We start from the raw sequence: 13,004 nt of genomic DNA, 5'->3' as shown, positions 1-13,004 counted from the left end.
TAGGAGATTTAGGCGCGAGGCGGAGTATGCGCGCCGCGTGCTCCCAGTCAAACGGCCGCATTCTGAAGGTGACGTTCAACCGGCCGACTTCTGGTGGAGGCGAATGACTGTTCCTGCCCGCACCCAGTCCCTCGCACGCCTTGATCGTTCGTGAATCAAGGCGCGTATGGGAAAGGCAGAAGGCGACGCGGTGCCGCCGGTCGTGCGGCCAGGCGATTAGGGTAGCTAACAGAGACCAACGGTCGCTTCCGCGTCTTCGCGTCGGCCGGTAGTTATTCAGCCGCAGTGGATCGCTTCCAACTCATTTAGGCGACGCTGGGACCAGTCCGTACCCGGACATCACAGCGATAAGCTTCGCGCGGTCGGGCGGCTCACCCGCATTGATTATGGCTCCGACATCGCGGAAATACTGCGCGCCAATGTCGGGCGTAAGTATGATCAAGGCACGAGCGGTGTCACCGTGTGGATTGCTGAACTGATGGACCGATCCGCGTCGGGAATGCATCCATTGTCCTTGGGCCAGATCCCGGACTACTCCGTCGACAGAGTACCGAAGCATGCCCTCCAGCACATACACGCACTCCTCGTTATGTGTGTGACTGTGTGGTGGAGGAACGCTCGAGCCGGGAGGCACGGTCAACTCGAATACGCCCAACCCGCCTGTGCCGGCTCCATCAATCAGGTACCGAATCGTCAGACGACCGACCGTGATCAGCTCGCCTGGGTCCGCGTTGTCAAGAGTCATTTCAGTTTTCTCTAGTCTGAGGATTCGCGTCGGTCGCAACACTACGAGTGTAGGCCGGAGACACGCCGCTTGCAGCGGTTCCCTGACCGAATGTCCGATATTAGCCAGCACGTAAGCGGCTGGACTTAGTTTCATACGATGACTACGCTTAGAACGTCGCGCCGCCTGCCATGGCACCTGGCGCTTCACCACACGTGTCCGCCGGAGGCATCGATGCCAAGTACACCAAACGTGGGTCAGCAGGGACCTGGCGCTGACGTCAAGTATCAACCCGAACCTACTCCTGAGCGACTTTTGCAACTGGGCATGGGATTTTGGGCGTCGAAGACGTTGCTGTCCGCGGTCGAACTCGGTGTGTTCACGCGCCTCGCAAGCGGTCCGAGCGACGCGGCGGAACTCATCGAGGCGCTCGGATTGCATCCGAGATCGGCCCTCGATTTTCTCGACGCACTGGTTGCATTGAATCTGCTGGAACGCGAAGCCGGGATATATCGCAATACGCCGGAGACCGGGCTCTTTCTGGACATGACCAAGCCCGGTTACGTGGGTGGACTACTTGAAATGGCCAACGCCCGGCTGTATCCGTTCTGGGGGTCACTGACAGAAGCGCTTCGCACCGGGCGGCCACAGAACGAGGCGAAGCACGGCGGCAACCTGTTTGACACGATCTATCGCGATGAAGCAGGCCTGCGGCGCTTCCTGCGAGCGATGACCGGAGTCAGTCTTGGGGCGGCCAAGGCGATTGCGCAGAAATTCCCCTGGAAGAATTACAGCACTTTCATCGACATTGGCACGGCACAAGGCGCGCTACCTGTGCAGATCGCGCTCGCTCATGCTCACTTGCTCGGTGGTGGCTTCGATCTACCGGAAGTGGGCCCGGTATTTAACGAGTACGTGACGTTGCACGGTTTGCAGGAACGGGTGCGCTTCCATGCGGGCAACTTTTTCAAGGACCCCTGCCCGGCAGCAGACGTGCTTGTGATGGGGCACATCCTCCATGACTGGAATCTCGAAGAGAAACTCGAACTGCTGGCGAAGTGCTACGCGGCGCTGCCTCCAGGGGGGTGTCTGATCGTCTACGACGCGATGATCGACGATGATCGCAAGCAGAATGCATTCGGTCTTCTGATGAGCCTGAACATGCTCATCGAAACCCCCGGCGGTTTCGACTATACGGGTGCGCAGTGTTGTGCGTGGATGAAGGAAGTCGGCTTCTCACAGGCACGCGTCGAGCTTCTCGCCGGCCCGGATTCAATGGTGATTGGAATCCGGTAGGAGCGGATTCGGCGTCCTCACCGCCATTTACCGAAGCGTGGAGCGACGTCACGATGCCGGCCGGCCGTTGCGCGTAATCCGCGTGCGGCCACCGACAGAATAAAGCGATGAGCGTGGTCGACGCGTCACAGTCCGTTAGCTGGGCGAAGCCGACGTTCGACTGACAGCTTCGGTGGCTGGGCCAGCGGCCGCAGTTGGCCCGGACCCGGTCCGATGCAGACCTCGATTGATTGCTGATCGCAGCAGGTATTCAAAGGGTATAGACCGACCCAAGCGGTCTATCCGACGCATAGAAGCGGACGTTCAATATCAATCAAAACCCGCTACGACGAGCACACATACATCTCACTGTCGCACCCAGTGCTATCTGGCGTCGTGCTGCAAATATTTGTGGGCGAACGCGATCGCCATGCTGCCTTCGCCGACCGCTGAAGCGACGCGCTTGACCGGGCTCAACCTCACATCCCCACAGGCAAATACGCCAGGAGCACTCGATTCGAGGAGGTAGGGATCCCGGCTATGGGACCAGCGTCCCGCCTTGACGACGTCGTCGCCGGTGAGAACATATCCGCGCACATCACGTGCGATTTCCTCCGGCAACCACTCAGTCTCAGCATCGGCGCCGATGAACACGAACAATGCGCCACAATCGTGTCGACGCACCTCTGCGCTCAAGCCACCGCGTACATCGATCGCTGTCAGATGGGTATCGCCGTGCGCACCGACTACTTCCGATCGCAGTTGCACTCCTACGTTTGACTTCCCACGAAGCTGCTCGACGAGGTAGCGGGACATGCTCTTCTCCAGCGAATCGCCTCGCAGGACAAGCGTCACCATGCGCGCATGATTGGCAAAGTACAACGCTGCCTGGCCGGCCGAGTTTCCACCGCCGATCAGATAGACGTCGAGGCCGTGAGTGGCGTTCGCTTCGCTGCGTGACGCGCCGTAGTAAATGCCTTTACCGATAAACCGGTCGAAGCCGTCGATCGCAAGACGGCGCCACGTAACTCCAGTCGCGAGAATGATCGTTCTCGCCCGGATGACGCCGCCTCCGTCGAGGTGAACGCTACGGCTGGCGACATCGATCCGGGCGACAGACCGTGTCACCAGAATCTCTGCACCGAGCCGCCTTGCCTGCTGCAGTGCACGGCTCGCCAGTTCGTCGCCCGACACGCCGTTGGGGAAGCCGAGGTAATTCTCAATACGCGAGGAGGTCCCGGCCTGCCCGCCTGGCGCTTCGCGCTCCAGCACCACGGTGCGCAAGCCTTCTGACGCGCCGTACACTGCCGCGGCGAGACCGGCTGGCCCGCCACCAATGATCATCGTGTCGTATTCTGCCAGGCGAGGCTGCGTCTGCAAACCCAGCAACTCCGCGAGCTCTCGTGTCGTAGGTCGGCTCAGCACCGCCCCGTCGACCAGTCGCAATATCGGGCAATCCTGCTCTGGCGGACAGGTTCCAGGCCAGCGCGCCGTCACTTCGGGCGCATCCGGTGTCATCCAGTCGTAGCTGATCTGGTTGCGGGTGAGGAACTGGCGCAACGCGGTGCAAGCAGTGTCCCAGCGACTTCCAATCATGGTCACGCGGGCCTTGGGCGGCTCGGCGGAGAGGCCCTGCAGTCCGCCGATCCGCTCACGCGCAAGGGTGCCCATCCTGAACGCAATTTCCGGCGACGCAGCAGCAAGTGCGTAGTAACGCTGAGCGTCCACGCGCATGACACGCGACGGCTCCGCGGCCCGATAGGCACCGGGAAACGGCGAACTCAGCGCGAGCGGCACTTCGCCAAAAATGGTACCGGGCAGACGCCAGCCTAGCGTGCGCTCGATACCGTCGAACGTCTTGATGACTTCCATCCTGCCGGCAAGAACGGCGTACAGCGCGCGCTCCCCACCTTCATGAACCGCGAACTCGCCTGCGCATAGATGCAGGTCTGCGCACGTACGCGCGAGATGTTCCAGTTCGTCGTCAGGGAGTGTGGAGAACAGCGGAATCGCCCGGATGTCGTCGATTGTCAGCATGGCTTCGTCCAGATAGGCAAGTGAGGTGAAGCTCCGGCCAGGGGCTTTCGGGTCATCTGCCTGACAAAAGGACATGCGCAAGCAGATCGCTCAGCCCCTGGCGTGCGACGCGAGGCCGGCCGACCTCCATCAGTCTTCTCTCGCCGAGCGCACTGATACTGCTCGAACAATCATGCGCACGGATACCACAACCGCATTACAGATAGCAGGCAGGCGTAGTCAGTATATGATTTTCGGATGCGAAAGTTTATTCGCTGGTGCCAGTTCCACGGTTTAAGCGTGGCGCTCGCGCTAGCCGATTCTCAGAAGCGGTCGAGGTCGGGGCGTTCCAGTAGGTCCGCTTGGCGCCTTACAACACGAATGACAGATCATGACCACTGCCTGTCGGCGATCGGCGGCACGCGACCGATTCTGTTGAAAAAGTCGTGTTTTGGTTTGGGTCCCGGGCTTCGGCAGTAAGTTTCGAGTTGGGGAGTTCAGCGAGGCGGCGGTCTTGCAACGTGCGACGCCCCCCGTTTCTCGTCATGTAGCTGCCTGGTTTGCCTGCTTACCTTCAGGCGTGAGCCACTTGGCCATTCTTCGCAGATTTTGCGCAGTTGCTGCCATCAGAAACTCATCATGGGCACCGCTTGGACCACGCAGTCGCAAGCGATCAAGTTTGAGAATGCGCTTGAGGTGAGCGAAGAGCATTTCCACCTTCTTTCGCTGCCGGCGCGACTGTTTGTATTCGGGGGTTGCCGCGATGCGTCGAGCCTCATCGCGGGCGGCTTCATGGATGCTGCGCGTGATTTTGCGAAACGACATATTCGGGCAGCATTGATTCTTAATCGAACATCGGTTGCAGTTCTTTTCGCTCGATCGATACACGATAGTGTCGGCTTTCGTGATGTGCGTGCGTGGATTCTTCAGTGGACGCCAGTCGCAGCGCAGCGCGTTCCCTGCAGGACATCGATACTCGTTGGCCTCTTCATCCCAGATGAATTCGCTACGAGAGAATGTATTGTCCTTGCGCTCTGTTTTATCCCAGACTGAAACGTGCGGCTCAATTTGTTTCTCTTCAACCATCCAGCCAAGCAGTGCTGCTGTGCCGTATGCGGTGTCACCTACCAGTCGGCGAGGCTTCAGGTCCCGTTGGTGTTGAACACGATCGATCATTGTCCTGGTTGATTCGACCTCTTGTGACCGGTTCGCCGGCGTCGCTTCAACATCCACAATGATCCCTGCCTGCAGATCGATCAGGTAATTCGTCGAGTAGGCAAAGAACGCAGGACCGCCCGGAGCGGCCGTCCATCGTGCAGCAGGATCAGTCAGGGATATCTTCTTTGGAGGTGCCGAAGACGATGCTGGCTCGGACGTATCTGCGGCCACCGGATTGGCTTGCTCCAGTGCCTCAAGATATTCCCGCACAGCGCGGCTCTGGCCGTCGGCACGTCCCCAGTCGATAGGCTCGGTTCCCGGCACTCCGCGAGCAGGACTCGCGTCCGCCTTGATGATGCTTGCGTCAATGGCGAATCCCTCGCCCTTGACGAGGCCCTCGGCCATGCAACGACTCAGCACAGATTCGAATACGTGGCGCAACAGGTCGCTATCGCGAAAGCGACCGTGACGGTTCTTTGAGAACGTCGAGTGTTCCGGTACGGCGTCTTCCAGACCCAGGCGGCAGAACCACCGGTATGCGAGGTTCAGATGCACCTCTTCGCATAGACGTCGCTCGGACCGGATGCCAAAGCAGTAACCCACGATCAACATGCGAATCATGAGCTCCGGGTCAATCGATGGCCGACCCATCGGGCTGTAGAACGGCGCGAGGTGTCGGCGCAGATCTCGCAGATCAAGGAAGCGATCGATGCCTCTCAACAGGTGCGATTGCGGGACGTGGTTATCGAGGTTGAACGAGTAGAAGAGCTTGTCCTGTCCGCTATCCAGTCGACCCATCATGACGATTCGCTCCCGTCGTTTGATGTCTTCCAGGATACCCAACATTCCGCATCGCCGCCGACTTTTTCAACAGAATCGACCCAATTCGGTCCATCAGCCGGGCGCCAAGCCTAAGGCTGCTTTCAGGATATAACGGTCATTCCCGCAGGCGAAGTTGGTGGACAAGTAGTCAGCCTACTTGCCTCGTCGACACTCGCAGCCAATTGCCGCATGAAGGAAGTACCCCACCAACGTTTCGACGCAGGCATGCCATTGGGTCAGCTTTCGCGAAGGCTCGCGAAGGTCGAGCGAATATCGCCTACCAAAGCATGCGGATTTTCCAACGCGGCAAAGTGGCCGCCCTGTTCGTGCTCAGCGAAGTGCCGCACATCGCTGTAGCGTTGTTCAATCCAGCGTCGCGATTTACGCACCTGTTCGCCGGCAAGCATGGTGAATCCAGATGGCACGACAATTGGACGATCGATGCGAGCCGCAGAGGACCAGTTGGATCGCTTTAATTCCCAATAAAGTCGAGCCGACGAAGCTGACGCATTGGGTATCCAATACAACATGATGTCGTCGAGTATTTCGTCGAGCGTGAAGGAAACTTCTGCGTTGCCTGCCGTACCACACGTGTCCTGGAACATTGCGTAAATCCACGCTGCCTGCGCGACTGGAGAATCTGCGAGCGCGTAGCCTATCGTCTGCGGTCGGGTCCGCTGCACCTGGGCGTATCCAGAAAGCGTGCTCCAGAAATACCGGGCACTGGCGAGCATGCCCTCTTCATCCGGCGTAGCGTCGCGGATTTCGTCTGGCGCGGGCATGAACATCGCGAAGTTCAGATGGATACCGATAAGCTCGGGGAGCGCTAGTGACGCGACTTCGTCGGTCACTCCTGCGCCAAAATCGCCGCCCTGCATAGCCCAACGTTCGTAGCCAAGCCGCCGCATCAGCTCAACGTAGGTACGCCCAATGCGAGACATATCCCACCCGGGTTCGCTCGGTTTGTCCGAAAACCCAAATCCCGGCATCGACGGAATGACGAGGTGAAACGCCTGCCTCGGATCGTCGCCATGTGCGCCGGGATTGCTGAGCGGCGCTATCACCTTGCGGAATTCAAGCACAGAGCCGGGCCAACCATGCGCCATCAGCAAGGGAATGGCATCGGGTTCTGGTGACCGAATGTGAAGGAAGTGGATGTCCAGGCCGTCAATGGTCGTCTTGAACTGCCCGAAGTCATTCAACATCGACTCGCAGCGACGCCAGTCGTAAACGTCTATCCAATGCGCGACCAGTGCCTGCAGCTTTAAAAGTTGCGGACCCTGGCTCGTGTCATTGACGGTTTCACGGTCTGGCCAGCGCACCCGCTGCAGTCGCCCACGCAACTCGGACAGATCCTCCTCAGACACATTGAGCTGAAACGGCTCGATCAGATCACTCATCGCTTGCCGCCCCTGGTTAGGTAGTGACGTTTCATGAAGTCGAGGAGCGATGTCGGCCGCACTGTCGGATATTGGTCATTTGCGATGTCGCACAAAGCCCCTTCGCCCGACATCATCGGTAGCAGATACTGGAGCGGCAGCATTGCCATTGGATGAGCACCGGCTTTCGCCATTCGGCGTAGTTCGGCATATCCGTCCGCGATCGACCCTCTGCGCACCTGATGAAGCGCCTTGCCCGTTGCTGCCGCATAGTCAGCTGCAATCTGGGCAATGGTGCGACGGTCGCCCGCTACGGAAACCACGCTATTGACCGTCGTAGGATCGTCAATGGCAGCGACTGTCCATGCTGCAACATCGTTCAAGGAGGTGAAGTCGAGGGGCACTTCGTCGTCGCCCCAGTAAGTGATCGTGCCCGCCTCGGCGTCGATCAGGCCGGGGTTGGAGAACACAGCCTCCATGAACCCACCGTTCAGGATGTGGGTATAGCCGATGCCGCTCGGGCTTACCTTGCGATCAAAGGTCCGCCGCATGTCGAGATAAGGGTTAATGCCCTCAGGGATTGAGAACAGGTCCTCAGAGAAGTCCGACGGAACAAATCGTCCGACGCCCGCCGCGAGCGCTGCTTCAAGCAACCGGGACTGGCCATCAATAATGGTGTCAGGTCCACCCTGAACTGCTGAAATAACAGTACCGACGCCTGCACAGGCGTGCTTGAGGCTGAGCGGGTCGTCCAGGTCCATATTGACGACGGTTACGCCGTTCGCTATCCACCCTTCTGCACGATTGCCGTGTTTGCCTGCTGAACCGCCGCGAACGCCCGCACGGATCTCCCTGGCGGGCCGTGTGCGAAGTAACGCATCGATGATTCGGTGCCCCAGGTCGCCGGCGGCGCCGGCGATCAAATAGCTCGTGTGTGTGTTCTCCATATCTCCCTCCGATCGTCGTGACGCGCGGTGTACGTCGTCGGGGAGAAGTCTAGGGCGTTCCGATTTTGAATATAAGATAGCTAAATCGCGACTCGCTGCTCCGGAAAACGACACGAAATGGACCAAGCCGACCTCGTCATATTTCTTCGATTAGCTGATAGTGGAAGCCTTTCGGGCACGGCACGGACGCTGAAGTCCCCCAAATCGACCGTAAGCCGGGCGCTCTTACGATTGGAGATGGAGATTGGATCAGCGCTCTTCGACCGGTCCACACGACACTTCAGGCTAACTGACACGGGAAAACTGCTACTGCCCTACGCGTCGCGGGCAGTCCACGACCTGCAGGAAGCGCAGGCGATCATCGATGGCTACGCGGGGGAACCACGCGGGCTTCTACGTATCAACACGACGCAATCGTTCGCCCAGGGAATCATTGCGCCCATGCTGCCTGACTTTCTCGACCGCTATCCGGAACTGACCGTCGAGCTGACCACGGACTCAAATTACGTCGACATTGCGCGCGAAGGTATCGACATAGCGGTGCGCGTCGGTACACTTCCTGACTCGTCGCTCATCGCTCGCAGACTGCCACCGGTCGAATTGTGGCTATGCGCAAGTCCATCTTACCTATCGCGGTCGGGCGTACCGACGCAGGCAGCTGAACTTCATGGACATAGGCTCGTCGTTCGCGAGGCACCCACGAGCTGGGTCTTTCAGGATGGCCAAACGGAATTGACCGTACAGCCACGCGGTTCGGCAATCATCCCGGACGCGGCTGCGCAGAAGATCGTTCTTGAAGGCGGCGGCGGAATTGGTTTTCTTCCAAGCTACCTCGCAGCTCCCGCCTTGACGGCCGGCACCCTGGTGCGGGTACTTCCGTCATTGAGACGGGAATCCATTGAGCTTCACGCGCTGTATCCGACCCACCGCAGCATGTCAGCAAAGGTCCGCGCCTTCATTGATGCCCTGATTGTTCACCTTGATACAGTCAAGCCAACGTCCTCGCGCGACTAGCAACTGTCGTCCGCCAAACGAGCGCCCAGGCATCGATACCGGCAATTGACCCGACGAACAAAATCATGGACTGAACGTCGCTTAGCTGCGTGTAGCGGACCTTCGAATGTCCGACTCTTTTGCCGGTCGGCTGACCGAAACTGGCCGAGGCCGCGTAAAAACGCGTGTGATCACCTAGACTGAATCAACCTGCTGAAACGAGAGGCGCAGATGGGGCGATTTGTCGAAGGTGCGGAGCGCAGTCAGACCACACTATTGCCAGAGTGTCTCGATGACTTCATCGCTGAAGACAACACTGTGCGGATTGTTGACGCATTCGTCGAAGAACTCGAACTGGCGTCCCTCGGATTCGAAGGAATCACGCCGGCGAGCACCGGCCGACCTTCTTACCACCCGGCCGCGCTGCTCAAGATCTATATCTACGGTTATCTCAATCGGGTGCAGTCTAGCCGACGCCTGGAGCGGGAGTGCCAGCGCAATGTTGAATTGATGTGGCTGACCGGCCGGCTTGCGCCAGACTTCAAGGCGATTGCCGAGTTCAGGCGAAGCAATGGCGAAGGCATTCGCAACGTGTGCCGTCGCTTCGTGATGATATGCCGGGACCTGAAGCTGTTCACACAAGCGGTCGTCGCCATCGACGGCAGCAAGTTCAAAGCGGTCAACAGCCGCGACAATAACTTCACGCCCAACAAGATTGCACGACGTCAGGAGCAGATCGAGCAAAGCATCCAGCGTTATCTGGACGCGCTGGAGACCGTCGATCGCACCCAACCAGCCGAGGTAGAAGCGAAGACTGAACGGCTACGGGAGAAGATCGAAACGTTGCGTGAACAGATGGGTGATCTGAATCGTGCTGCTGAGCTTCTGAACGATCTGCCGGAAAAGCAGATCTCGCTGACCGACCCGGACTCACGCTCAATGATCTCTCAAGCCAAGGGTACGGGCGTGGTTGGCTATAACGTTCAGGTCGCCGTCTTCGCCCGGCACCATCTCATCGTTACTCACGAAGTCACGAATGTCGGCAACGACCGGACGCAGTTGAGCCCAATGGCCAAAGCAGCGCGCGACGCGATGGGCAAGAAGAAAACCAAGGCACTGGCAGACCGTGGATACTTCAGCGCGCCAGAGATCAAGGCATGCGACGACGCGGGTATTGCGGCCCTCGTGCCCAAATCACAAACCTCCGGGGCAAAGGCTGACGGCCGCTTCGACCGGGCCGACTTCATTTACATCGGCAGAGACGACCAGTATCTGTGTCCGGCGGGGCAACGCGCGATATACCGCTACACCTCGTTGGAGAGTGCCAATCTGCTGGAATTGCGGACCTACTGGAGCGGTGCCTGCCCACACTGTCTACTCAGAAAACAGTGCACGCCGGCCCCGTATCGGCGCATTCGCCGATGGGAGCACGAAGCGGTACTCGACAGAATGCAACGCAGACTGGATCGTCAGCTTGACGCGATGACAATACGGCGACGAACGGTCGAACACGTGTTTGGCACGCTGAAGCATTGGATGGGCTCAACCCACTTCCAGATGCGCAGGCTTGGGAACGTCTCGACTGAAATGAGCTTGCATGTGCTGGCGTACAACCTCAAACGCGTCATGAAGATCCTCGGATTTGCAAAGACACTGCGAGCGATGAAGCTCGCAGGCGCGTAATCTCACACCTGCCTATGCGTGCTGGCGTGGCGCAATCAGTTCAGTCGTAGAAAGCAGGAAGCTGCGAAGGCGCAGCCTCACCAGTCGCTCGACAGACTGCCGGCTCACGCGTTTTTACACGGCCTCGGCCGATCACGGTCCGATACCGATTGCATAGGGCGCGTGCGTCAGCCGGACTCGCGTCGGACCGTGGTCGACCCGGAACGGACGGCCTCCTCCATATGGCGAATGACCCTTCATTCGCCCATGACGGACCATCAACTGAAGCGACATCACTGATCGGACCGCTCCCGTCTTCCCCCAACAGGCAGCGCAGAGGAACGTGGCGGTGATGCTACGTTTCATCCAGCTGCATTGATAACACCTAAACATCAATGCTTCGAAAAAATGCACTTATCGCGTAACTCCATTTGCGTGAGTATCTGTCCTCAAGATTCCAGCGAAATTGGAACGAAAGTAAAACGCATTGGAGATAAGGCTATGTACAACGCAAGGCGCAGCTGGCGCGCTTAACCAGCGCCCCGTGGCGGGTAGTCGCGAATTCCAGCCGGTTCGGGCACCAGCCAACTCAACACACACCAGTCCTGCTTTCCGAGCGCCGTCGGCGTCACGGCCGCTTGCCATGTCCGGCGCGATTGCCCCTTGACGACCCATCCGAACACCCGTTTCTTTTTAGATCGCTATGCCCTTCAGGAGACAACTTCATGCAAATCACCGGTATGTTGCACGGCGCGCGCCTGCTGCAATTCGTCGGATTCCCGGCGAGTGAGATCCTCGGCCCGAGCGCCAGCGAGGAGGAGATCAAGGCTTTGATTGATCGTCATCGCCAGATATTCATCAAACCCGTCTTCAAGGGTGGTGTGGGAAAGAAGGGGAAGGCGGGTTTACTCGGCCGCGCGACCGATCTCAAAACCGCGTTGATCGAAAAAGAGCGGTTGTACTTCGCCGAGCATTCCGTCGGCCACCTGAGGGCAAAGTCGAATGGCGTGACGTTCGAAGCCGGCGTTCCGGCCCACCATGAGGTCTATTTCTCGATCACCGACTCCACGCGTTTTCGTGCGCCGACCATGACGCTCTCGCATAAGGGCGGCATGGATATCGAAGAGGTCGACCCGAAGCATGTGGCGATGGTGCCCTTCGACGCGTTGACGGGTTTAAAGGCGTTTGTCGTGGCGAACGCGCTGAGCGAGATTGGTGCGCCGAAAGAGATCATCTCGCCGCTCGTGCAGCAGTTGCCGAAACTGTGGGAGCTGTTTCACGATTTCGGCATGACGACACTGGAGTTGAATCCGATCCGCATGCGCGAGGACAGCAAGGGGCGCCTCACGCCGGTCGCCTGCGACTTCAAGTGTGGTTTCGATCGAGACGATCCGCGATGGACGCGCCTCGGGCTGCCGCAACACCTGTTCGCAGCGGATTACTCCGACTTCGAGCAGGAGATCAATCAGTTGCGCACGCATCAAGGCCAGAGCGATGTGTATGTGATCAACGAGGAAGGCACGATTCTCGCGCCCACGTTCGGCGGCGGCGCCAACTCGCTCGTGACCGAAATGCTCGGCGACGCCGCGATCATCTCGTCGGATTTCGGCGGCAATCCCCCGTACGCCAAGATGAAGGAAGTGGCCCGTATCTGCTTCAAACACTGGCTCAGGCAGTCGAACGTGCTCTTCATCATCGGCGGCAAGTCGAACAATACCGACATCTTCGAGACGCTGCGAGCGATGGCCGACGCTCTTCGTGAACACTTCAGCGAGCATGGGCCGACACCGCTTTACGTGGTGCTGGGCCGGGGAGGTCCGAACCTCGTGCGCGGGATGGCCGCGCTGAGGGACACATGCGACTCGCTCGGTCTGCCCTATCGGCTCTTCGGATTCGACTCCGACATCAGCGAGGTCATTCAGTACGCACGTCAGGCGGACGCCTGGATGCGCGCCGGTGGGCGGGCCGAGGTCGCAGCGCGGGTCGGCGCATCCGCGACGGAAACCGAAACGGCTCAAGCCTGAGGAG

At 59.1% G+C, this 13,004-nt stretch carries 9 protein-coding genes; 4 read left to right on the top strand and 5 right to left on the bottom strand.

Annotated elements, in window-relative coordinates; translation table 11 throughout:
* Window positions 1-301 precede the first annotated feature (301 nt).
* Complete coding sequence (locus CJU94_RS34800; protein WP_095423189.1) at window positions 302-745, bottom strand: cupin domain-containing protein; 444 nt, start codon at window positions 743-745, stop codon at window positions 302-304.
* Window positions 746-958: 213 nt separating this feature from the next.
* Here CJU94_RS34800 and CJU94_RS34795 point away from each other — a divergent pair, with 213 nt between their 5' ends.
* Window positions 959-2,020, top strand: coding sequence for a methyltransferase (locus CJU94_RS34795; RefSeq protein ID WP_095423188.1), 1,062 nt, complete (start codon window positions 959-961; stop codon window positions 2,018-2,020).
* A 363-nt stretch (window positions 2,021-2,383) separates the two neighbouring features.
* Here the strand turns inward: CJU94_RS34795 and CJU94_RS34790 are convergent, their stop codons facing one another.
* The 4 genes from CJU94_RS34790 to CJU94_RS34775 form a co-directional block, all read right to left on the bottom strand.
* Entirely contained in the window at window positions 2,384-4,036 is a 1,653-nt protein-coding gene (locus CJU94_RS34790; RefSeq protein WP_095423187.1) for an FAD-dependent oxidoreductase, read from the bottom strand.
* A 522-nt stretch (window positions 4,037-4,558) separates the two neighbouring features.
* Window positions 4,559-5,974 carry a transposase gene (locus CJU94_RS34785; RefSeq protein ID WP_095418279.1) on the bottom strand — a complete coding sequence of 472 codons (1,416 nt, stop codon included), beginning with the start codon at window positions 5,972-5,974 and terminating at the stop codon, window positions 4,559-4,561.
* Between the two features lie 257 nt (window positions 5,975-6,231).
* Window positions 6,232-7,395 carry an epoxide hydrolase family protein gene (locus CJU94_RS34780; protein ID WP_095423186.1) on the bottom strand — a complete coding sequence of 388 codons (1,164 nt, stop codon included), beginning with the start codon at window positions 7,393-7,395 and terminating at the stop codon, window positions 6,232-6,234.
* Window positions 7,392-8,321, bottom strand: coding sequence for an NmrA family NAD(P)-binding protein (locus CJU94_RS34775; protein ID WP_095423185.1), 930 nt, complete (start codon window positions 8,319-8,321; stop codon window positions 7,392-7,394). The genes CJU94_RS34780 and CJU94_RS34775 overlap by 4 nt, the downstream gene beginning before the upstream one ends.
* A 117-nt stretch (window positions 8,322-8,438) precedes the next feature.
* Between CJU94_RS34775 and CJU94_RS34770 the strand changes: the two genes are divergently transcribed.
* The 3 genes from CJU94_RS34770 (at window position 8,439) to CJU94_RS34760 (ending at window position 13,000) form a co-directional block, all read left to right on the top strand.
* Window positions 8,439-9,335, top strand: coding sequence for a LysR family transcriptional regulator (locus tag CJU94_RS34770; RefSeq protein ID WP_095423184.1), 897 nt, complete (start codon window positions 8,439-8,441; stop codon window positions 9,333-9,335).
* Between the two features lie 210 nt (window positions 9,336-9,545).
* The gene (locus tag CJU94_RS34765; RefSeq protein ID WP_095423183.1) at window positions 9,546-10,997 is read left to right on the top strand and encodes an IS1182 family transposase; all 1,452 of its coding nucleotides are present in this window, start codon (window positions 9,546-9,548) and stop codon (window positions 10,995-10,997) included.
* 704 nt (window positions 10,998-11,701) lie between these two features.
* Window positions 11,702-13,000, top strand: coding sequence for an ATP citrate lyase citrate-binding domain-containing protein (locus CJU94_RS34760; RefSeq protein ID WP_095423182.1), 1,299 nt, complete (start codon window positions 11,702-11,704; stop codon window positions 12,998-13,000).
* The last annotated feature ends 4 nt before the right edge of the window (window positions 13,001-13,004 follow it).

Source organism: Paraburkholderia aromaticivorans, from assembly GCF_002278075.1.
GTDB classification, from domain to species: Bacteria; Pseudomonadota; Gammaproteobacteria; order Burkholderiales; family Burkholderiaceae; genus Paraburkholderia; species Paraburkholderia aromaticivorans.
This window is presented reverse-complemented; position numbering and strand designations above follow the sequence as displayed.

Bases quoted from the DNA above. Each gene is read 5' to 3' on its own strand.
- CJU94_RS34775 (WP_095423185.1), bottom strand. From the start codon at position 8,321: ATGGAGAACACACACACGAGCTATTTGATCGCCGGCGCCGCCGGCGAC.
- CJU94_RS34760 (WP_095423182.1), top strand. From the start codon at position 11,702: ATGCAAATCACCGGTATGTTGCACGGCGCGCGCCTGCTGCAATTCGTC.
- CJU94_RS34790 (WP_095423187.1), bottom strand. From the start codon at position 4,036: ATGCTGACAATCGACGACATCCGGGCGATTCCGCTGTTCTCCACACTC.
- CJU94_RS34785 (WP_095418279.1), bottom strand. From the start codon at position 5,974: ATGATGGGTCGACTGGATAGCGGACAGGACAAGCTCTTCTACTCGTTC.
- CJU94_RS34765 (WP_095423183.1), top strand. From the start codon at position 9,546: ATGGGGCGATTTGTCGAAGGTGCGGAGCGCAGTCAGACCACACTATTG.
- CJU94_RS34795 (WP_095423188.1), top strand. From the start codon at position 959: ATGCCAAGTACACCAAACGTGGGTCAGCAGGGACCTGGCGCTGACGTC.
- CJU94_RS34770 (WP_095423184.1), top strand. From the start codon at position 8,439: ATGGACCAAGCCGACCTCGTCATATTTCTTCGATTAGCTGATAGTGGA.
- CJU94_RS34780 (WP_095423186.1), bottom strand. From the start codon at position 7,395: ATGAGTGATCTGATCGAGCCGTTTCAGCTCAATGTGTCTGAGGAGGAT.
- CJU94_RS34800 (WP_095423189.1), bottom strand. From the start codon at position 745: ATGACTCTTGACAACGCGGACCCAGGCGAGCTGATCACGGTCGGTCGT.